This window comes from Pseudoalteromonas arabiensis, from assembly GCF_001550155.1.
In the GTDB taxonomy this organism is placed as follows: Bacteria; Pseudomonadota; Gammaproteobacteria; order Enterobacterales; family Alteromonadaceae; genus Pseudoalteromonas; species Pseudoalteromonas arabiensis.
The window spans coordinates 124,420-145,984 of record NZ_LRUF01000008.1 but is presented as its reverse complement, the minus strand read 5'-3'; the positions used below and the strand labels follow the sequence as shown (position 1 = coordinate 145,984).

General features: G+C 38.8%; 19 protein-coding genes. All 19 read left to right on the top strand.

What is annotated here, in order from left to right:
• Nucleotides 1-5 precede the first annotated feature (5 nt).
• The 19 genes from tssH (at nt 6) to PAARA_RS03215 (ending at nt 21,547) form a co-directional block, all read left to right on the top strand.
• Entirely contained in the window at nt 6-2,609 is a 2,604-nt protein-coding gene (gene tssH / locus PAARA_RS03305; RefSeq protein WP_062567652.1) for a type VI secretion system ATPase TssH, read from the top strand.
• A 226-nt stretch (nt 2,610-2,835) separates the two neighbouring features.
• Entirely contained in the window at nt 2,836-3,315 is a 480-nt protein-coding gene (locus PAARA_RS03300) for an Hcp family type VI secretion system effector (protein WP_062567651.1), read from the top strand.
• Nucleotides 3,316-3,386: 71 nt separating this feature from the next.
• Complete coding sequence (locus PAARA_RS03295; protein ID WP_062567650.1) at nt 3,387-5,240, top strand: type VI secretion system Vgr family protein; 1,854 nt, start codon at nt 3,387-3,389, stop codon at nt 5,238-5,240.
• 3 nt (nt 5,241-5,243) lie between these two features.
• Nucleotides 5,244-5,600 (top strand): hypothetical protein, encoded by a 357-nt coding sequence (locus PAARA_RS03290; protein WP_062567649.1) that lies wholly within the window; start codon nt 5,244-5,246, stop codon nt 5,598-5,600.
• A 25-nt stretch (nt 5,601-5,625) separates the two neighbouring features.
• Entirely contained in the window at nt 5,626-5,916 is a 291-nt protein-coding gene (locus tag PAARA_RS03285; RefSeq protein ID WP_062567648.1) for a PAAR domain-containing protein, read from the top strand.
• Between the two features lie 2 nt (nt 5,917-5,918).
• Nucleotides 5,919-6,935 (top strand): hypothetical protein, encoded by a 1,017-nt coding sequence (locus PAARA_RS03280; protein ID WP_062567647.1) that lies wholly within the window; start codon nt 5,919-5,921, stop codon nt 6,933-6,935.
• A complete protein-coding gene (locus PAARA_RS03275; RefSeq protein ID WP_062567646.1) occupies nt 6,932-7,777 on the top strand; it encodes a hypothetical protein in 846 nt (281 codons plus the stop codon). Before PAARA_RS03280 ends, PAARA_RS03275 begins: the two co-directional genes overlap by 4 nt.
• Nucleotides 7,777-12,489, top strand: coding sequence for an RHS repeat-associated core domain-containing protein (locus PAARA_RS03270; RefSeq protein WP_083515244.1), 4,713 nt, complete (start codon nt 7,777-7,779; stop codon nt 12,487-12,489). The genes PAARA_RS03275 and PAARA_RS03270 overlap by 1 nt, the downstream gene beginning before the upstream one ends.
• Nucleotides 12,486-12,878 (top strand): hypothetical protein, encoded by a 393-nt coding sequence (locus PAARA_RS03265; protein WP_062567645.1) that lies wholly within the window; start codon nt 12,486-12,488, stop codon nt 12,876-12,878. The genes PAARA_RS03270 and PAARA_RS03265 overlap by 4 nt, the downstream gene beginning before the upstream one ends.
• A 113-nt stretch (nt 12,879-12,991) precedes the next feature.
• On the top strand, nt 12,992-13,492 hold the full coding sequence (locus PAARA_RS03260) for a hypothetical protein (protein ID WP_062567644.1): 501 nt from the start codon (nt 12,992-12,994) through the stop codon (nt 13,490-13,492).
• A 322-nt stretch (nt 13,493-13,814) separates the two neighbouring features.
• Nucleotides 13,815-15,320, top strand: a complete 1,506-nt coding sequence (locus tag PAARA_RS20865) for a DNA/RNA non-specific endonuclease (protein ID WP_062567643.1) — start codon at nt 13,815-13,817, stop codon at nt 15,318-15,320.
• Nucleotides 15,321-15,329: 9 nt separating this feature from the next.
• Nucleotides 15,330-16,094 (top strand): immunity protein YezG family protein, encoded by a 765-nt coding sequence (locus tag PAARA_RS03250; protein ID WP_062567642.1) that lies wholly within the window; start codon nt 15,330-15,332, stop codon nt 16,092-16,094.
• A 251-nt stretch (nt 16,095-16,345) separates the two neighbouring features.
• Nucleotides 16,346-17,233, top strand: coding sequence for an N-acetylmuramidase domain-containing protein (locus PAARA_RS03245; RefSeq protein ID WP_062567641.1), 888 nt, complete (start codon nt 16,346-16,348; stop codon nt 17,231-17,233).
• Nucleotides 17,220-17,654, top strand: coding sequence for a hypothetical protein (locus PAARA_RS03240; RefSeq protein ID WP_062567640.1), 435 nt, complete (start codon nt 17,220-17,222; stop codon nt 17,652-17,654). The genes PAARA_RS03245 and PAARA_RS03240 overlap by 14 nt, the downstream gene beginning before the upstream one ends.
• Nucleotides 17,655-17,987: 333 nt before the next feature.
• On the top strand, nt 17,988-18,254 hold the full coding sequence (locus PAARA_RS03235) for a hypothetical protein (protein ID WP_062567639.1): 267 nt from the start codon (nt 17,988-17,990) through the stop codon (nt 18,252-18,254).
• A gap of 52 nt (nt 18,255-18,306) precedes the next feature.
• A complete protein-coding gene (locus PAARA_RS03230; protein ID WP_062567638.1) occupies nt 18,307-19,098 on the top strand; it encodes a hypothetical protein in 792 nt (263 codons plus the stop codon).
• Nucleotides 19,099-19,350: 252 nt separating this feature from the next.
• Nucleotides 19,351-19,818, top strand: a complete 468-nt coding sequence (locus PAARA_RS03225; protein WP_062568150.1) for a DUF6795 domain-containing protein — start codon at nt 19,351-19,353, stop codon at nt 19,816-19,818.
• A 16-nt stretch (nt 19,819-19,834) separates the two neighbouring features.
• Nucleotides 19,835-20,353 (top strand): DUF6795 domain-containing protein, encoded by a 519-nt coding sequence (locus PAARA_RS03220; RefSeq protein ID WP_062567637.1) that lies wholly within the window; start codon nt 19,835-19,837, stop codon nt 20,351-20,353.
• Between the two features lie 27 nt (nt 20,354-20,380).
• Nucleotides 20,381-21,547: a lipase family protein gene (locus PAARA_RS03215; RefSeq protein ID WP_062567636.1), complete on the top strand. Its 1,167-nt coding sequence runs from the start codon at nt 20,381-20,383 to the stop codon at nt 21,545-21,547.
• Nucleotides 21,548-21,565: the final 18 nt, after the last annotated feature.

The following is a 21,565-nucleotide window of genomic DNA, read 5'->3' as shown; positions in this document are numbered from 1 at the left end:
ATATTATGTCTACCATGACACTAAATAAACTAGTTGAAAAGCTAAGTCCTGAATGTAAAAAAAGTCTTGAGCTAGCTGTTGCTATTTGTAATAGCCGCAGCCATTTTACTGTTGAACTAGAGCATTGGATTTTAGCATTGCTTGAACAGCAAGTTGATGACCTTAGACTCATTTTAAGTGCTTACGATATTGATGAAGACAAACTTAAGCACGACTTAAATAAGTCACTTGAATCGCATAAAACAGGGTGTAACTCATCACCTAGTTTATCAATTCATGTGACAAGCTTATTGAAACAAACTTGGCTAAGTACAAGCATTGAGTTTACAGACACACAAATACGCAGTGCCTACATTATTTATACGCTAGTGAAAGACGATACGTTAGCAAGCGTTGTCAGCCGTTGTAGTAAAGAGTTCAATAAAATTGATGCAGGGCAACTTTTACATGCTTGGCCAGAACTTGTTACTAAGTCGAATGAGGTAAACCCTGCTTCACAGACACAACAAGATGCGCCGGTAAATGTGTCATCGAAAACACCTAATCTCGATCAGTTTACGGTTGATTTAACGGCGCAAGCTAAAGCAGGCAAAATTGATCCTATCTTAGGCCGCGATTTTGAAATCCGCCAAATGGTCGATATTCTTACCCGCCGCAGACAAAACAACCCAATTTTAACGGGCGAAGCTGGGGTAGGTAAAACTGCGGTAGTTGAAGGTTTAGCACTGCGTATAGCGCAAGGAAGTGTTCCTGAAGTATTAAAAAATGTAAAAATCCATACTTTAGATCTTGCACTATTACAAGCTGGCGCAGGTATGAAAGGTGAGTTTGAAAATCGCTTAAAGTCACTTATTTCAGAAATTAAAAATGCCCCTTACCCAGTCATCCTTTTCATTGATGAAGCACACACCATGATCGGCAGCGGTGGCCAAGCGGGTCAAAATGATGCGGCAAATTTATTAAAGCCTGCATTAGCGCGTGGTGAGTTAAGAACGATTGCTGCAACAACATGGGCTGAGTATAAGAAGTTTTTCGAAAAAGATGCTGCATTAGCAAGACGTTTCCAAGTTGTTAAAGTGGAAGAACCAACACCAGAAAAAGCCATTGCTATGTTACGTGGCTTAGTGCCAGTGATGGAAAAACACCATAATGTATTTATTTCTGAGCAAGCATTAGAAAGCGCTGTTAACTTATCTCATCGCTATATCATTGGCAGACAACTGCCAGATAAAGCGGTTGGGTTACTTGATACTGCATGCGCGCGCGTTGCTATGAGCCAAGCATCTAAACCTAACTCGATTGAAAAGCTAGAAAACGAGCAGTCAGAAATTAAATCTCAAATTGCTATGTTAAGCCGTGAACAGCGTACCGGCCTTGATCACAGCGAGATACTTGCAACACTCAACGAAAAAAGTGAACAAATCTCTCAGCAGCTTGAACCTCTAAAAGCGCAATTTGAGAGTGAAATGTCATTAATTAAAGACGTAAAAGAAGTACTTACTGCGCTTAACGATGATGACAATGACAACGCTGAGGAAATTCAGAAACTGCAGCAGTATAAAGAGAACCTTGCACAATTTGATTCGAATATGGTGCATTGGCAAGTCGATGATGAATTAATTGCCCAAGTTATTTCTGATTGGACTGGTATTCCTGTAGGTAAAATGCATGAAGATGAAGTTATCAGTGTTTTAAAACTTGCTGATACCATGAAACAACGTGTTGTAGGCCAAGACCATGCACTCGATCTGATTGCGAAAGTTGTGCAAACATCGAAAGCACATTTAGCCGATGAAAGCCGTCCTAATGGTATCTTTATGTTGGCAGGCCCAAGCGGGGTAGGTAAAACAGAAACTGCGCTCTCTTTAGCGAACGAAGTGTATGGTAGTGAAGAAAATATCACCATCATTAATATGTCTGAGTATAAAGAAGAGCATAAAGTGTCGCTGTTACTTGGCTCTCCTCCTGGTTATGTTGGTTACGGTGAGGGCGGTGTACTAACAGAAGCTATTCGTCGTAAACCTTATAGCGTAATTTTGTTAGATGAAATAGAAAAAGCACACCCAGGTGTTCACGATATTTTTTATCAAGTATTTGATAAAGGTACAATAAAGGATGGTGAAGGTAGAGATATCGACTTCAAAAATACCATCATCATCATGACTTCTAACGTGGGTACCGACACCACAATGAGCTTATTTGAGGATGAGGAGACTGCACCAAGCATTGCCGGTCTGCAAAAAGCATTACAAAATGATTTGTTAGATGTGTTTAAAGCTGCATTTCTTGGTCGCATAAATGTTATTCCTTACATTCCATTAAGTAAGAGTACTCTTGCAGATATAGCAAGACTGCAATTGAATAAAATATGTAAGCGAGTTAAGAATAATTATAATTCTGAGCTTGTATACTCTGATTGCGTTATTGATTATATAGTTAGTAATTGCAATGACTCTGGTTCGGGTGCTAGGAATATACATACATTGTTGCAAAATAATGTATTGCCACTTTTATCGAAGAGGCTACTTGATAACATAGTTTCAGGTGAGCAGTTAAATGAGATATCATTATTTATTAATGATGGTCACTTTGATTTTAAAGTAAGTTAATTATTAATCATAAGTTTTCTTGTTTCTTTTTTTGAGTCGGATTATAATTTCTCCGTCTTCATTAATTGATGGAACATTGAGACATTGTCTTCGTCTAGGGAAAGGATTGAGAAGACCCTTTCGTTGCGCAGTTAAAGATAGTGATTTCAAAGGAATTTTGGGTAACCAAAAGTAAATAATCCAGTTTAATGGATAAAATTTATAAATTAAAAAGGAGCATTATCATATGCAAGCAAATACATATTTAAAATACGGTTCAATTAAAGGTGAAACTACAGCTGAGTCTTTCAAAGACTTAATCACGGTTTTATCACTAGATTGGAATGTAAGTCGTGAAATTTCAGCTCACACTGGTACAGCAATGGACCGTGAGTCTAGCTCAACTCGTTTAGGCGATGTAACTATCACTAAACTTCAAGATAAAGCGTCTCCGGACTTATTCAAAGAAGCAACTATTGGTAAAGGCTTACCGGCTGTTTTCCATATCACTAAACAAGGTGATAAAGTTGAAGAAATCATGAAAATCGAATTAACAGATGCAATGATTTCTAGCTACTCTGTATCAGTTCAAAACGATCGCCCAATTGAAACTATCACTATCAGCTACACTGAAATGATGATGACAGTGACGCCTACTGATGATAAAAACAACATCACTGCACCACTTGTTTATGGTTACAGTGGCGTTAAAGGTCAGCAAATGTAATTTTTTGCGAAACCGACTAGCTCTGAGTTTTACTCAGAGCTTTTTTGATCTGTAGGAATAGGAAGCAAGGAATGCAAAAAGCAACACAAGATAAAAATGTAATTCAGATAAACACCCCAGCAGGCAAAGACGCACTGTATTTGACTCGACTTGTCGCACAAGAATCGATGTCAGATTTGTTTGTGATGTCAGTGAATATGTTCACTATTGGGACGCAAATCGCACATGAAGATCTTGTTGGTAAGCCTGTTTCCATAAAAGTTCGAAATGCCGACGGTACAGGTGAGCGATACTTTCATGGTATTGTTAGCCAGTTGGTATCTAACGGAAGCCGCACGGCTGATGTTGACGAACAAAAGAACTATATTGATTATCACGCAACGATTGTTCCTTACGCAGCGTCAATGCGTAACAGAAAGAACAGTCGTATTTTTCAAAAGAAAACCATTCAAGATATTTTTGCTGATTTATTTGGTCAGCATAATGTTGCATTCAAAGATAACACCACTAAAACGTACCCTAAGTATGAATATTGTGTTCAATATCAAGAATCTGACTTTGACTTTATTCAGCGATTACTACAACAAGAAGGGATTTTTTACTTCTTCGAACACAGTAAAAGTAATCATACTTTGGTTCTTGCGGATGATATCACTGCCTATGAAGAGTGCGCAGAGGCTAAAGTTGTGTTTAGCTCTGGCCATTTAAGCGAGTCTCATGTCAATAAATGGCAAGGTGGCTTAAGTTTAGCACCAGGCAGCTACAAACGAATTGGTTATGATTTTAAGCAACCGCCAAGATACCCAGATGGTGATCACGCTAAAGCTGATTTACCCACTCAGTCGGTTGCAGAAGTATTTGAATACACAGGCGAAGCAGAAACACATCCTCGTGCTGCAAATTTAGCTGCGTTACAGCTAGAGTCACTCCAGCGAAATATGAAATTAAGTAGTGGTCGAAGTGACTGCCGATCTTTTTCTGTTGGTAAACTGTTCAGTTTTAAAAAACACGAAGATCCGCGCCTAGAGGGCAAAACATTTGCAATTACCTCATTGCTAACCGCGATCACGGTGCCAAACCAATCTGGCGGACAACAATCTCAAACTGAAGAGGTTTTTTCTAATCACTTTGAATGTGTTCCAAAAGATGTGCCTTACCGTGCAGCCCATATTAAAAATAAACCTGTTATAAACGGTGTACAAACGGCCATCGTGACGGGTGACAGTGCCGATGAAATTATGATCGACCAGTATGGTCGTGTAAAAGTACAATTTGATTGGGACCGTGAAGGTAAAAAAGATTCTCAAAGCTCGTGTTGGATTAGGGTTGCTCAAAATTGGGCAGGTAAAAAATGGGGCGCATTCTTTTTCCCTCGCGTTGGACAAGAGGTGTTGGTCGACTTTATAAATGGTGACCCTGACCAACCGATTATTAGCGGCGCGGTTTATAACGCCGATCTAATGCCTCCGTATGCTTTACCTGCTGAAAAAACACAAAGTGGTATAAAAACTCGCTCTACAAAAGAAGGTGGGGCCGATAACTTTAATGAGCTGCGTTTTGAAGATAAAAAAGGCAGCGAATTAGTTTACATGCAAGCAGAAAAAGACAAACAATTGTATGTAAAGAACGATCAAAAAGAAAAAATTGATAACGATCGTTTTCTAGAAGTTGGCAACAACGATGACGCTAAAATAAAAGTAAATCGTACGGTTGATATTGGCGATAATGACACTTTAAAAGTGGGTAAAACACTTAACATTGAAGCTGGAAAAGAAATTGTTATTAAAACGGGCTCAGCAAAAATAACGATGAGCAGCAGTGGTAATATTGCCATTGAAGGCACAAATATTGATATCAAAGGCAGTAATGTAAAAGTAGATGGCAGTGCAATTACACTCTCTGCCGGCATGATTAAGCTGAATTAAGCTATGGAACTGATTACAACTTTTCAAACAGGTGCTGTTCATGGAGCTGCTAGCAGCGGCTTTACCGTGTATTGTCGCTATGGTTTACCGCATTTAGTGTGTTTATCGGTAAACCGTCCAGATGATCCTTTTTTGAGTCTGCCAATTGATTACTTTAAAGGCCATGATGGTTATTTTGCTGAGCAATTTTTTTATAACCTTCATCCTAATTTGAACAGTAGTAATGTGCTTTCTTATGTATATCAATATGCGACACAGACCAGCTCAATCATAAACGACTTATCTTATGATGATATCGTAGAAGAGCTAGCGAAGCTTGTGAGTGTTAATAAGTTACAAGTTATCCCTCTGTACGATTAATGGATGTGAAAACAAGGAATAGGTTATGGGTAAACCCGCTTCAACAATTGGTCATATGCACCTTTGTCCTAAAGTAACTGCACAAGTTCCTCACGTTGGTGGCCCAATTGTGGCGGGTTCATCAAATGTATTAATTGGTAGTATGCCAGCAGCAAGAAAAGGCGATATGCTGATTTGTGTTGGCCCTCCTGATAGCATTAATAGTGGATCATCTACCGTTAAAATAAACGGAAAGCCAGCAGCTAGAATGGGAGACGGAACGTCTCATGGCGGCAAAATTATCGTTGGTAATCCCACCGTGTTGATCGGTGGTTAATCATGCTTGCTATGTTGCTAAAAGCGCATTCAAATACTTTAAATCAACTACACAGTGCACAACAGAATCCTTTCTATTCTGTTGACTATTTGATGCAAGCTCGTCAGCAACTCATATTAAAACTTCATGCTTATGATTCTGAGATTCTGCAAGTTACATTGTCAGCCACCCAGTTACTGCAAGCTCTTCGAGACTTGAATACTGGCGAAGTATTAACAAGCACATTGGCTGAAGCATGCTTGGTCACGTTATTAACGTCGCCTAAAAAGTTAACTCATGAGTGCGTAGCGCAGTTAAATGAAAATGACGAAAAAGAGTTGCCAGTTAAACAGCTACTCGTTGAAAAGTTAGCAATTTATCGTGGTCGTACACAAACGGCTTATGCGCAGACATTTGATGCACTTAAGCCGATTTACTTTAGTCAGTCTGCTCAGCATGCTGAGTTATTTAAAGCATTTAAACAAGCCGCTATAGAATTACCAACAACAAAGGCGTTGTTTAAAACCACGAACGATTTTGCTGAGCTAAATTTAATTAATTCACCGTTAATGTCTGCTTATTTATTATTGCTGGATCAACAACGCGTGAATCATGTGTGCAACTTTGCAAGCCAAGCACTGTCTCGAGAAGAGGCGCTACAAGTGATGCTGCATACAGGCATGCCTAAATATGTTCCGTTAGTTGTGTCGTTATTGTCGGATATTGAAGATGCAGAGCCACTTATTAATGGTATAAAGCGTTGTTTGGGGGCTGAATTAGATAATTTAGTGGCCTATGAAACTCAGGTGCAAGCACTAACAGATGCACAAGCAATCGTTGATTTTCAACAGCAGTTTAACCAGCATTGGCCTGAGCACGAGTCATATTATGCTGGCAAAACTTTAGTATATGGCTATGCATTAAATCAACCGATTGATAAAGTAAAACAGCAAGGTGTTGATCAACAAAGCTGGCAAGTATTAGCAATTTTAAATGCACTTAAGTTGGATAGTAAAAACTATCAAGAGAGTGTTCATTGAGTGCATTTAAAATTAACATCGACCAGTTTGAAACGCCGTATAAGCTCAGTCCTGAAGAATTACTATTAGAGGGTGGCTCTAGTGAAGGCTGTGTAGTTCCTTGGCATTCAACTGATGCGTTTGTGTATGACTGCATCATGAAAGCTAAGTCTGTTTATAAAACGGATTTCGCGCAAAATGGTACTGTAATGTGGCTTTTACCTGCGTTGCCGTTTCAAGGTGAACTAAAAACACTTTTTGCAACGAGCTTACAGCAATGCTTTGGCACGCCCTTAGAGCATCTGTTTTTTGAAGGTTGCCATGGCATACATTCAGCACTAATGTTGGCTCAAGCCAACAGCCTTGAAAATGTAACAGTGATTGCCATTGATGGTGTTTTTAAGGCAAATAAGCGCGAACAGTTTGATTATTTAGGTGTTGCTGCAAGCACGGCTAATATCGAGTTTATAAATACTGGTTGGATGTTACAATCAGCAGAGATGGTTGCTTCGATAGACCTTGCTAAGCATAACCCTATTCAAGGGGAGCTAAAGCGTGTTTTATCGCTTAATGAGCAGCCAATAGATATAATTTTCGCCCCAGGAAATGGCGTAGAAAGTGATGACTGGTTAAATTATTTACCAGTGTTAAGTAACAAAATTAATGAACAGACGATTTTTCAATTACCTAATTATAAATTAGGAAAACTAGGTGCATTAGAAGGGATTATCAACCTTGCAACGCTGACAAATAGCCCATTTTACAATGACAGTTTGTCTCAGGCGTTAGTGATAACTCAAGAAAGTAACAAGTACCAAGCCGTCGCGTCATACTTATGGACAAGTAAGGAAGTGTGCAACTAATGGATAGCAGAGCAGTTGTTTTACAAGGAATAAGCTACCCAATTTGTGTGGTGTTAGCTAAGCAAAAAGCCCCCAGTGGCTTTGAGCCTGTTTCGACGAGCACGCCGGATAGTGCGTACAAGTACGTTGCTGAGTTAGGCACGGCATTAAGTGGTGATGCATCGAAACGTTTAGATCTCATTCAACTACTACAAGCTGCGGGTATTCATTGTCCAAGGCAAGCATCTGCGCGTGAAACCGCCACAGCCTTAGTGAGTGCGCTTACCTCTGGCGCAGTGAGCTGTTACCGACAAAAAGCTAAAACAGTTATTCAAGTGAGCGATAATACTCGCTCATCGCAAGCCAAAAAATCACAATCACAAAGCAGCTCAAGTAGCGGTAAAAAAGCAACGCAAGCACCTGCAAGTAATAGCGGAGGGGCAAGCAATGCCACTGCCAGTGAAACTCCAATTACAGAGCAAGAGTGTCGTTCAGACCCTGTTTCAATGTTGACGGGCGAGGAAATACTGCCGTTAGTGGATTTTACGCTCGCTGCGAATAAGCCACTTAATTGGCGACGTTTGTATCGCTCATCAAAGTGTAATCAACGCTCATTGCTTGGTAATGGTTGGCGCCATGATTACATGGTGAAATTAACTGAGCATTACTTACCACCCCCAAAAGTAGGCCCGAAGAAAAAAGGCACTTATTGGTTAGAGTACCATGATGAACATGGTGCGACTCATCGATTTGAAAAAGTAAAACCAGGCCAGTCTAGCTACCAGCTGAGCAGTAACCTTGCCTTGCATTACAAAACAAATGGCAAACAAGTGTTGGTAACACCGAATGACCATCACTTAACGTTTATGCCTAGTGAATCTGCGTGGTTACTTGAAAAAATCATTAACGAAAAAGGCCAGAGCACACGTTTTTATTATGACTCTCAAGAGCGCTTAGAGCGCATAGAGGTGAATAAAGCACGTGGTTGCGTTTTAAAATATAATAAACAAGGACTGCTAAAAACAGTTCACGCTTATAGAACAAATGAACAAAATAAGCTTGTTCTGATTGATCAGCCTCTGGCACGTTATGAATACGATGAACAGCAAAATTTAGTTGCTGCAACAAACCAACATGGTGAGCAAGAGCGCTATGAGTACAATGCTGCGCATTTATTAATAAAGCGGACCAGAGCAAGCGGTTTTAGTCATCATTTTGAATGGGATTCATACGGTTATGATGCCAAATGTATAAAACAATGGGGTGATGACAATACCTATTGCTATGAGTTTGAGTATCAAGGGAATAAGACAACCAGTATCGACTCTCGCGGTAATCAAGAGCATTTTGTTCATAACGAACAAGGTAAATTGATTGAGCATACGGATGCCAACGGTCACACCACAACCTACGGATACAATGCGCTTGGACAAAAGCTGACACAAACAGACCCCTTGGGCAATCAAACTCAGTATGCCTATACAGAGTATGGTCAGCTTGCCTCTGTTACTCAACCTGATGGTACTCGTACTCAGTTTGGCTATAACCAACTCGGCCAACAAGTGTTAACTATCTTGCCAAATGGCGACAAGATCCAACGTAAGTACAGTGCCTCTGGATTACTGCAAAGCGAAACCCTAGCAGATGGTCGAATTGCGCTTTATAGCTACGATCAACAAGGTAACTTAACGCAACATATCACGCCTAACGGTCATGTTTTAAAATATACGTGGAACGAGCATGGTGAGCTACTTGCTAAGCAGCATAATAATGAGCTTATTCGTTATAGCTACGATAACTTAGGCCGCATTAATGCAACAATAAACCAAGCAGGGCTGCTTACTCAGTATAAATACAATGAGCAGGGGCAACTTGTGCAAACCACCGCGTTTGCTCAAAATGATCCAGAAAATAAACAACAGCAATACTTCACATACGATGAAGCGGGTAGGTTAGTTAGCTCACAAAACAGCAACGGCGATACCACAGAACAACATTTTGAAGGGCTAAGCCAGCCGCATTGTGTTATTCAACCCGACGGCAGCGCACTGCATTTAACTTATGATAAAGAGCGCAACTTAACGGCAATTGAGCGCAGTGACGGCCATGTATACCGTATAAACTACGATGCAAATGAAAACCCGACTCAGGTAACGGGGTTTGATGGCACGATACAACAATACAAGTATGATGCTTGTAATCGCTTAGTGTCAGTTACACAAAGCGATAAACGCCATGTAAAAATTAAGCGTGACAAACTAGGCCGCATAATTTCGCAGCACGCAAGCCTTGCCACAGGCAAACAAATCATTAATAACGCTAACCATTATACCTACACGGCAGAAGGCAAAATAGCGCGAGCTCATAATGCGCAGTCGACGATAAAACAAGCGTTTGATAAAGGTGGGCGATTAATTAGTGTTGAGCAAATTCATAATCAACATCAAACACATAAACTTGCATACACCTATGATGACTATGGTAGAAGGCAGTCTCTCACTCTGCCTGACTCAACAACGCTTGATTATCACTACAATGAATTTGGTCAGCTTAGTGCAATTCAAGTAAAGCAGGCGAATGGCGATTTAACAAAACTGGTTGAACTTGGTTACGACAGCCAAAATAACATTCAAACACAGCACTTTGGTAATGAGGTCACCCTTACTCAACAGTTTGATGTATTCAACCGCTTAACACAGCAGCAGTTAACCCATTCTGCGCAAGCACTATTCGATACCTGTACATACAATTACGACAGTGTTAACCAGTTGATTGCGCGTAAAGAAGAAGGGGTTAGTAGTCATAACATTAATTTTGAATACAACAACCTTGGCCAGTTAATTAAGCAAAACCTAGCAAGCTCTGAGGTTGATACTACTACCCAATACCAGTGGGACAGCTTTGGTAACCCTGTTAGCCAGTCAAAACTAAAAAATGGCGAATTAACCGAGCAGCAAGCTGATACCAGCGATGCAATTAATCACGTTGAAAATAACGATTCAGCCTATACAACTAATGTTATTCACAGCGAATACAGCGATTCGATTGCAGCATCAGATAGTAACTTAACTGATGATACTGTTATCCAAACCGCAACCGAGGCTGACCGCCTAACACACTTTGGCGACAGCGATTTTCATTACGATGAATGTGGTAACCAAATACGTGAAACCGGTAAAGGTATTAAAACACACCGTGAATACAATGCGTTCAACCAATTAAGCAGCTTTAATAACAATGGTACGCTCACTCATTACGACTACGACCCATTGGGTCGACGCATTGCCAAGCATACCGAGCATGGCAAGATTGATTACATTTGGGATAACGACCAGCTAATTGGCGAATACCAACACGGCGAATATACCTGGTACATCAACCTACCAAATCAATTTCACCCAGTCGCACTGATTAAACAGGGAGAGGTGTATTACTACCACCTAGACCAGCTCAACACCCCACGTTTTGTAACAAATAAAAACGCAGAAGTTGTATGGCAAAACCACGCGGATGTGTATGGCTATGAAGAACCTGAGGCCAATGCTGACTTTAATAAAGAAAACACATTCACTCAGCCAATACGTTTTCAAGGGCAATATTTTGATGAAGAAAGCGGCCTACACTACAACCGCTATCGTTACTACAGCCCAAAACAGCAGCGCTTTATAAACCAAGACCCGATTGGTTTAGTGGGAGGTATTAATCATTACCAATATGCGCCGAACCCAGTTAATTGGGTGGATCCGTTTGGATTGAGTTGTAAGGAAGGTATTGCCACCGTCCTTAGAATAGGCAGGGGTAAAGATACTCATTTTGCCATTCAGGTAAAAACTAAACTTGAAGTGACTAAGACACATCAACTGGGTGGAACTGATGATAATGGTATTAGTAGTAGAACCCTTATTGATAGCTACGATGAAGAGGATGACTTTGCAGGTAAATTGATAGAAAAAGCTACAATAAAGTTGCCAGATGCGATAGCTGCGATTGATTTACAGAGGCAGCTAATGCTCAATAGTGAAATAGCCCTAGATGCAGCCGATGGTGATCCTGATAATTTACAAACACCTCTATATGATGCTGCTACTCAAAGTTGCTTAACGCACGTTTTCGACGTGTTGGAGGCTGGTGGGATAGAAGGTACACCTAAAAACTCTTCTATTCGAGATAAATCAGTCCGTAAATTTACACGTGATATGATGAATGGGAAGATAGGTGAAGAAGATATTTCAGAAGTTGTGGAAGAGTTTAAGGATAATAAAGCAACTTGGAAAATTGATAGTAAAGGTAGGCCTATTTCAGTTGAGGCAACGTTGAAATCTACTTATCATGGTAAACGCTCACATGAAGAGAAAAAAGCACAAAGTGAAGCTGGAGGTGAAGATAGGCTAGCTGATGATGATGGCGGTCATTTAGTTGGCCATCGCTTTATGAGTGATCAAGGAACGAAGAACTTATTCCCACAGAACTCTAACTTCAATCGAGGTAGTTATAAGTCGATGGAAAATGAGTGGGCAGATTGGACCGAAGCTGGATTTGAAGTCAAGCTAAAGGTTTCGCTTGAGCCTTCTGGAGCTGTTCGGCCTACTGATGTAATTAGTGAGTACGAGGTATGTGACTCAAAAACTGGTGATGTGGTTTATGAAAAACGACACAAGTTTAATAACCAGAGCGGTGAGACTTTTGGGCGGGTTGCAAAGAAAGATATTGAGAAGTTTAAAGGAATTTTATGAATATTAAAGATGAAACATTAATCGAGATTGCTGGATTATTTTTGCGTTGTAAGAAAGTTGTGGAAAATCCTTGGACAGAGTTTGTGTTTATTTTTGAGTTCGGAGAAGGGCACATATCTAATTCAGGTTTTTTATACGATGGTGAAAAGGTTAGACCTGCTATAGCTTCAATTGAAGATGAACAATTGCTATTAGATAATACTTTAGAACAATTAAGAGAAGATATTTATTTGCAATGCGGTGAAAAGTTTAATCAACTATTATTTCAAATGGAAAAAGAAACAAAGCGCTTCAAAATTGATTTCGAATTTGATGATCCAAAACGGTGGGCCATTACACCTAGTAATATGTTCGAAATGCGAGAGAAACTCCGTCCTAAGTTTGATTGATTTTAATACAATATTGTAGGAACGAGCTTCAATTTGCAGAATAAACACATATTGTTTTACTTAAGCCTTGTAAGGTTTTTTAGGATGAAACTTTCCAAATTTGGGGGCAGCGCATGAAATCTGATAAAAAATTAAATTTTGCTTTTAATTCAAGTGAAAAAGTGTGTAGCCATTTAAACGATTCTATTAATAAAAAGAGTGAAATAACTCCGAAACCATACATTATTGGTTTTAGTGCTGATCATTATAACTTGGTTTGGTACTGTGAACTTTGTTGTCAACAATATTCCTTACCTGCTCAAGGTGTATTTTTGTTCGACTTTCCTGAGAATCAAGAGGAGTACGATGATCTTGCTTCTTTAAAAGAGCTTTACAGTTTTAAAGATCTTAAGTCATACATTAATACTTTACACAATTTTAAAGCATCGGAAATATGCGATAGTAATCCATTTTTAGCATTTGATAAAAATGAAGGCTCTACACCAAAGTATGTCAATCAAAAACTATTTTACTCCCTATCTAGGTTAAATGATGAGAAAGTAGAGCATATGGTTGAGAAAGCCATAATGGTGCCATTTGGCACTGAGGTTGACTTCGATGATTCAAATGAGTGATAAATATTCTATAAAATCCAAAGGGATTAAATCCTGACTTCGAGAACACCTAGCATTACATAGACAGCAATTATAAATTTATATACTAACAACAACGCTCTTTAACAACATGGATGTTTTAAAGGTTTGGGCAGTTTTGCTCAAACCGTGTTGATATTTTTGTCCAACACACTTTGGCTACAGCGACTTTCATTACGATGAATGTGGCAACCAAATTCGTGAAACCGGTAAAGGTATTAAAACACACCGTGAATACAATGCGTTCAACCAATTAAGCAGCTTTAATAACAATGGTACGCTCACTCATTACGACTACGACCCATTGGGTCGACGCATTGCCAAGCATACCGAGCATGGCAAGATTGATTACATTTGGGATAACGACCAGCTAATTGGCGAATACCAACACGGCGAATATACCTGGTACATCAACCTACCCAATCAATTTCACCCAGTTGCACTGATTAAACAGGGTGAGGTGTATTACTACCACTTAGACCAGCTCAACACCCCACGTTTTGTAACCAACAACAACGCAGAAGTTGTATGGCAAAACCACGCGGATGTGTATGGCTATGAAGAGCCTGAGGCATCTATTAAAAACAGCTTCACTCAGCCAATACGTTTTCAAGGGCAGTATTTTGATGAGGAAAGTGGTCTTCACTACAACCGCTACCGTTATTATAGCCCAAAACAACAACGTTTTATAAACCAAGACCCCATTGGCTTGGTAGGTGGTATAAATCATTATCAGTATGCGCCTAATCCAGTGAATTGGGTAGATCCGTTTGGATTGAGTTGTAAGGAAGGTGCGTCTACTGATAATTTAATCCCAGTTATAGGTGCGTCAGGAAAAATAGTTGAGCATATTTCAAGCGATACAAAGTTAGTCAGGTTCGAAAGTCCATTAGAAAGTACACCTATGACACCTCATGAATCTCCGTTTTTCGATGTTTCAAAGGCAATGGAGTACGGTTTAAAACCTGATTATTATCAAGCCCTATTTGCAGCTTCAGAACCAAACTTGGGAGAGCTAACAAAGCTAAGGAAGAAGCAGGGATATTTTGATAATGATGTAGAGCTAAAAGAAGCAACAGTTGGTGAGTTGTTAGAGAAAAACCCAGATGCTAAAGTTTTATCTGACTTTAGGTTTAATGGTTCTGTTTTGGGTAAAGAGTCTGGTGGGTATATTGTAGTCACAAACAATCAGCCAGAAAAATCCAAAGAGCAAGAAAAGCCGAAAAAACTCAACTTTAAAAAGCCTAAAGCTGAGAATGAAAAAGTAGATAAGCCAATTGTAAAAATCTTGGCTGGAAGTGCGTCTGATAAACCGAGAGGGAGGGGAAGTTGGGCTGAAGAACTTGAAAACCCTAAAGCTAATACTATCTATGAGGTAACTTCTATTCATGATGGTCAGCCTGCAATTTATACTTATGAAACAGATGAACAAGGGCGTACAATAAAAGTTAAAGGTAAGCTCACAAAATCAGCAATAAAAGATCAAACGACAAGAGATAAAAAACACCGCAGTTCTAAACAAAGTAGCTATGGTGGCGATGATCCAATGTATGATGGTGGGCATTTAATTGGTACGCTTTTTCAAGGCCCAGCAGAAAAAATAAATTTAGTACCCCAGCTAAAAGGCCAAAATCGTTATGGTGAATGGCGAGAAATGGAGAAAGAGTGGGCTAAAGAATTAGATAAAGATAATGAAGTAGAAGTAGAGATTTCGGTGACATATGATGGTGATAATACTTCACCGAAGACTCTTTTTGCTACTTATATGGTTGATGGTAATGAGCCAATAGAAAAAGAGTTTGATAACTAAGGATACAAAATGTTCGATACAATCGACGATATATACAATCATATAGGGCAAGCGATGTTTGACGCTCTCCCTGATGAATGGGATATAGCCACATTAACATTACTAATGGATAAAGTAGATGTTTCCGTAACGATGTTTCAGAAATATTTAGATAAGAGTGATTCCAAGGGTTATAAATATTTTAGTGTTAATAAACGAAATGGAGTTGCATATGAATCAAAAGTTTCTGATGCTTTCTATGCACTCTTTCATATAATGAAAAAGAATGAAGATGATGTTCCTTGGAATAAAGCACGTTTTGAAATGACATCTGAAGGCGACTTTTCAATTGATTTTAAATATGATGAAGATTTTGCGTGGTACAAATCTCTCGATATTGATAGTCAAGAATATGAAGATCTTGACATAGATGTCATAAATCAAATTAAGTCATGGGAAGGTTTACCTGAAAGTTATCCTAGGTATTGGGCAAAAACGCTATTAGTACTTCCAAATGTAGATACATTAACAAGAGCAGATGTGTCGGCATTTACTTTAAAATACAATAACTCGGCTTTATTGAAAGAGCACTGGCAGGATAACTATTCCGATAATGCAATGCGATTATGGGAAGAGGTAAAGCAAACCTATAAAAATAAAAAAGAAAAAAAATATAGCATAGATGAATTAATTTTTGCTCTTAATTATGACTTTGCAGTTATGCCTTATCAAAATGATAATGATGACTTGGACTTTTATAAATGGATTTTTTTAGAGATTTCTAAATTAAGTTAGAGTTTCTTTAAAGGTTTTTTATTTATAAACCAAGCGTCTATCTTGTTTTTGCTCTGGCGTTCAAATACTAAAATTCAGTTAATCTAAATAACAGATAGAGTGTTTCTTCTGGTAATTTCAAGAAAGCGTCAAGTAAGGTTGATACAGAGCGCTATCACTAATAATAAGATGCGCGCTGTACGTTCTTATATGGTTAAGAGCAGTTTTAAATAAACACAGTTTATATATTTAAACATGAAAAGGACTTTTACATGTCAGTAATTAGAATAACCCAATCTGTTGGGCTAGGTGGTGTTAATACCCCAGCCGATGTAAAAACAGTACAAACCGCTTTAAATAAATTACTAAAACTTATCTCACCAACAAAAGCATTAGCAGTAGACGGACGTTTAGGTTCTCGCCCAGAAAACTCTAAAACTGTTGCTGCAATAAAACAGTTTCAAAGCAAAGTTGCAGGTATGGTGCGTCCCGATGGCAGGATAGATCCAAATGGTCGTTCTCACCGAAAAATAAATGAAAAGCTGACAACGATAGGTCAGGTTCATTTTAAATTACCAGTGGCCTCTTCGAATGTACAAGCATTGTCAGAATCTGATTTTCAAGATGTTGCGAATCAACTTGGGTGTAAGGTTGCTGCTATTAAAGCTGTTGCTGAGGTTGAATCCGCAGGTGATGCTTTTTTCTCAAATCGCAAACCTAAGATTCTATATGAAGCACATATTTTCTCTCGTCTAACGAATCATAAATATGATTCAAGTCATCCGTCTATTTCGAGCCGAAGTTGGAATCGTAGTTTATACGTAGGAGGTCCGCAGGAATACGCAAGGCTTGAAAAGGCTATGGAATTAGATGTAACAGAAGCTTTAAAATCGACTTCTTGGGGGCGTTTTCAAATTATGGGGTTTAACTATAGTGCAGCAGGGTTTGCTAGTGTAGAGGCGTTTGTTCAAACAATGTTTACATCACAAAGAAAACAGTTAGATGCATTTGTCAACTTTGTGAAAAGTAAAGGATTAGAAAAACACTTAATAACACTGAATTGGGCTGCATTTGCTGAAGGTTACAATGGTTCTCAATACGCACAAAATAAGTATGACGTGAAATTAAAAAAGGCTTTTGATAAATATGATAAAAAGTAAATTTTCTTCGATTTTTATTGCATTACCAATATGCTTTATTGCTTCGTGCAGCGCATCGCAAAATGAGTCAGCGATTATTTTTAAATGCCATGCGGATAAACCCACACCGATTGATGTGGTTGTCAGTGAACATGATGGCAGTTATAAGCTTATGCAATTTAACGCCGCACAGGTCAAGCTCACTGAAATGACCTCTATCAGTGATGCGAGTAAATCCAGTTATCATCGTTCTTTAGTTAATGAACACAGTATGACGTTTACACACAATGGTAATAAAATAACCCTGAGTGACTACCATAGTGAAGAGTTGGGTATGATTACTAAAGAGAAATCAGTCACTATTGAACATGATGACAAAAAAGACTACTGGCTTTGTGATGATTCAAGTGTTAGCAAATTATCTTCTATTGAGAACTTTTAGGAATGGCTATTAAAAGGGAAGTGGGTAATTAGTTGTAACTTGAATTTTGCACATGATAGTTTAGTAACTGGGCTGGTATATTCAGTGATGGTCCCTGTAAACAGAGCCACTAGTCAACATTTTGTATTTGATACTAAAAAATCAGCTTTTACAGGTGTATTTAGGAACAACTACAGAGGATTTTTGTGATTCTAGCTCAGTTACTTTTAATTAAACTGGGGTATTCTCTTCCTCGCTATAAAAAGATAATCTTAAAAAATAAACAAAGTGCCGTAACCCTCGTCACTGAAAAAGGAGCTATAAACGCGAACTCCAAAGCGTTATAGAAATATTATGGAACAACAACACCAACAAACTCTCACACAGCTTGTAAACGATGTTTACAACAAGCCTGATTTAATTGAAGAGCATCAGCCACTAATTGAGCCTTTGCTGACTGATTTAGTCGCGAGTGCGCCTTTAGGCTTTGAAGGCATGGCTGCTATGATTAATACGCATATTTCCAATGGATTTAAGTTTAAAAACCCTAAAATACAACAGTTTGAGCTTGAATCTGGGTTGTTAAAATTAAAAACCTACTTTCAAAAGATTAATCTTTAACAGGAGTTTAGGCAGGCCTTTGCTAGCAAAAACTTAGTTTCAAGGATGATGTGTGACATTAATTAATACATGTATGTTAATGCTGGTTTTACAGCCGTTGTTTGTTTATTTGGCTCTGTTTAAACAGCCAGAATTTCACCCTATGACAGATACACCGGTCAAAAATGATGATGCTCTATTTTTGTTTGTCACCCCTGGGGTATCTGTTTTCTATTTTAGCCAGTTTTTTGAGGCGCTACTTTACCTAGGTGGGGTCTGGGTATTGGGGTTATTACTCGCTGTAATTTTGGCAAGTAAAGCCAAAAAACCTGTCACAAAGGATGATGCGATCAGCTTTACGATTGCAGGCTTTATCTTTTTCGGGATTATAAAATTAATTGCTATGGCAATTGCGTACTTTTTTATGGATGACCCCGTAGAGGCCGCACAGACTGCTATCCCCCCTGCAAACGATGAAAGCGCTTTTACAGTGAGCCAGCTATTTAGTGTAGATTATTTATATAACGCATTGTGGCCTACATTGTACTTTTTAATCCTCATGATAATAACGCTTGTGATAAAGGTTATTGAACATCATAGTTCATTTAAAAAAGCACCTTCTGGCCTGCTTATTACGCTGGGTGCAGCGCTGGCGGGGGTCGCCCCGTTATTTGGAGAAGCTTATATTGTTGGGATTATTGCTAACTTTATTATCTTTATTGTTTTTTGCTCCTTGTGTTTAAAAATTGATGTAAAAAAGGATCCATCAGCAGGGGCTATTGGGCTGTTTTTTGGGTATATACTCATGATGGGAATAGGCTTTAGTGTGATATGCAAAGTTATTTATGAGCTGTTTTTTAATTAAGCTTAAGTGAATTTTCAGTATCTTTTTTGCGCAATTTGCTTGTTATCCGACTTGTACCTTATTAGAATAAATAATTATATTTTTTAGCTGTATTAGTGTGTTTAGCCTTTAAAGCGTACTTAAGTCATTATAGATTCTTATTTCACGTTTAAAGTAGCTTAATTACAGAGCCTATTTTTATCTGAGTGCTAAAAAGGAGTTTTGCTGTTGCCGCGGTTAAAGTGTTCATTGTTGGGAATAATCGTGGCTATTATGGCGTTATTCACTGGCTCAAACGCTTTTGCAAATATTTTTGGTTTGTTTAATAAAGATGATTTTTTGTTATCGGCTCCTATTAAGGGTGTTTTATTAGATAACGGGGTGCCCGTTGTTAATACAAAAGTTATTCGTTCACTCACCTATGGCGACGAGTACATAGATGAAACAATAACAAATGATGACGGCTTTTTCGCCTTTGATGAAAAGCGAATTTACACCTCGAAGAAATCAAATATGTTTGATAATGATGCACTAATTCAGCATGTGTACCTTGACAATGGCACACCCGAAGGCATTGTACTGTGGTATGCGGGTATTTCAATTTATGAAAATAGTGAAACGCTAAGGGAGCTTCTTAATGGGTTACGGTGTGATGTTGCTAAGAAACCACACACCTATGATGTGCCTATTAAAGAAGCATTAGATCATTATTTTACAATCTATGGCGCTTGTGAGTTGTGATTTTAAGGAGATTATATTGTTAATAGAGCGATTTAAATTGCCAATGCTTATTGCAGCAGTGGCGTTGCTAATTTTATTTACTACAACACAGGTTTTTGCAAATATGTTTGGTTTTTTTAGTAAGGAAGAGTTTGAGCTATCAGCGCCGGTTGAAGGTCGTTTGCTATACGAAGAGCAGCCTGTTGCTGGTAAAAAGGTATTTCGTAAACTAAATTATGGCGATGATTATATTGATGAAGTAACAACGGGTACTGATGGCCGTTTTTCTTTTCCTGAAAAAGTGATCAAAACATCAAAGCCATCAAACATGTTCGACAATGAATCTGTTATTCAACATATTTACACATTAGATGAAAATGCAGAGGAAGTAACTATTTGGGCTGTTAGAGTATTTCCTTATGAGCACAAAGATACACTCACCGAGTACTTGAATGATTTGGTGTGTGATATCGCACATGAACCACAAACATATGATATAGCGGCTAAAGAGGATAAGCAGCATACATTTGCTGTTTTTACCACTTGTAAGCTCTAACGTTTAAAACCAATAAAGGGATTTAAAATGAATACGTTAACACCTACTCAAGCAGTTCAATTAGCGTCACTTGCCTATGATGCTAAAGAATTAAAAAATACAAAACTTTTAAATGGGCTGTTGCATGCGTCTTTGCGAGACCAGTTTGATTTCTCTATCAATAGTAAGTCTATACAGGGCGTTTCAGGCGGCTTTTTCTCTCACCTATTTGGCTTAAGCACTGGCTTTGGTCTGGTTGCACATGGTAAAAATGCATTCCAAGGGCATTCAGTTATTACCATTCGCGGGACTGCTTCACTGAGAGATGGCCTAACTGATGCACATTTCGGTTTAAGTGGTGGCGCTAACGGCAGCATGGTTCATGCTGGTTTTAATAAAACGTTTTATACTATGAAGCCAGCTCTTCAAGAGTTTATGGCAGCGAATGTAAGAGATAAAATTACAGCGGGTGTTCATTTAGTTGGCCACAGCTTAGGGGGCGCTTTAGCAACACTGGCAGCTGATTGGATTAAAGCAGAATACTCGTTACCGGTAAAACTTTATACATTTGGTTCGCCAAGGGTAGGTTTAGAAGACTTCTCAAGATCGGCTACTTCAAGAATAGATCACATTTACCGATGTACGCATGGTGCTGATCCGGTAACTAAAGTACCGTTATGGCCATTTTCTCATGCGCCTTATAACGGTCAAGAAATACGCCTAGACAGCGGCCAAGGCCTTAAAGGTGCGGCACATAAGCTTAGCGGAAACCCAGGTTACGTAAATACAGCCAATAGTAGTGATTGGAATAACTTAACCGTTAAAGCAAACCATTACCTTAACACGCCGGTAAGACTCAACTTTGAAGATAGAAACCAAGCATCATTTAATGCCCATTGGGCCGATAAATTAGGAGCTGCGTTAGTCACTTTATTAAAAGATGCGGGTTATTACAGTGCTGTGGCGGCACAAGCGGCAATTGGTACAGGTTTAACCTTTTACGATATGTTAGCTCGCACATTAGATAAGATTGCTAAAGCGTCTGCTTCATTTGCATCTCAGACTTTGGGCTTAATTGGTCATATGCTGGTTTTTGCAGGGAAAGTGATTGGTAAGGCGGTAGAGCTAACATACAGTGTGATTAAGTGGGCATTCGACTCGACGCTTGGAGCCTTATATCAAGCTGCAAGAGATGGTTTAAATGGCCTAGACTAAAATATTTAAGGGCATGCA

What these genes read in the sequence shown, in the direction of transcription:
- tssH (WP_062567652.1), top strand. Translation starts at nt 6, where the DNA reads ATGTCTACCATGACACTAAATAAACTAGTTGAAAAGCTAAGTCCTGAA.
- PAARA_RS03300 (WP_062567651.1), top strand. Translation starts at nt 2,836, where the DNA reads ATGCAAGCAAATACATATTTAAAATACGGTTCAATTAAAGGTGAAACT.
- PAARA_RS03295 (WP_062567650.1), top strand. Translation starts at nt 3,387, where the DNA reads ATGCAAAAAGCAACACAAGATAAAAATGTAATTCAGATAAACACCCCA.
- PAARA_RS03290 (WP_062567649.1), top strand. Translation starts at nt 5,244, where the DNA reads ATGGAACTGATTACAACTTTTCAAACAGGTGCTGTTCATGGAGCTGCT.
- PAARA_RS03285 (WP_062567648.1), top strand. Translation starts at nt 5,626, where the DNA reads ATGGGTAAACCCGCTTCAACAATTGGTCATATGCACCTTTGTCCTAAA.
- PAARA_RS03280 (WP_062567647.1), top strand. Translation starts at nt 5,919, where the DNA reads ATGCTTGCTATGTTGCTAAAAGCGCATTCAAATACTTTAAATCAACTA.
- PAARA_RS03270 (WP_083515244.1), top strand. Translation starts at nt 7,777, where the DNA reads ATGGATAGCAGAGCAGTTGTTTTACAAGGAATAAGCTACCCAATTTGT.
- PAARA_RS03265 (WP_062567645.1), top strand. Translation starts at nt 12,486, where the DNA reads ATGAATATTAAAGATGAAACATTAATCGAGATTGCTGGATTATTTTTG.
- PAARA_RS03260 (WP_062567644.1), top strand. Translation starts at nt 12,992, where the DNA reads ATGAAATCTGATAAAAAATTAAATTTTGCTTTTAATTCAAGTGAAAAA.
- PAARA_RS03250 (WP_062567642.1), top strand. Translation starts at nt 15,330, where the DNA reads ATGTTCGATACAATCGACGATATATACAATCATATAGGGCAAGCGATG.
- PAARA_RS03245 (WP_062567641.1), top strand. Translation starts at nt 16,346, where the DNA reads ATGTCAGTAATTAGAATAACCCAATCTGTTGGGCTAGGTGGTGTTAAT.
- PAARA_RS03240 (WP_062567640.1), top strand. Translation starts at nt 17,220, where the DNA reads ATGATAAAAAGTAAATTTTCTTCGATTTTTATTGCATTACCAATATGC.
- PAARA_RS03235 (WP_062567639.1), top strand. Translation starts at nt 17,988, where the DNA reads ATGGAACAACAACACCAACAAACTCTCACACAGCTTGTAAACGATGTT.
- PAARA_RS03225 (WP_062568150.1), top strand. Translation starts at nt 19,351, where the DNA reads ATGGCGTTATTCACTGGCTCAAACGCTTTTGCAAATATTTTTGGTTTG.
- PAARA_RS03215 (WP_062567636.1), top strand. Translation starts at nt 20,381, where the DNA reads ATGAATACGTTAACACCTACTCAAGCAGTTCAATTAGCGTCACTTGCC.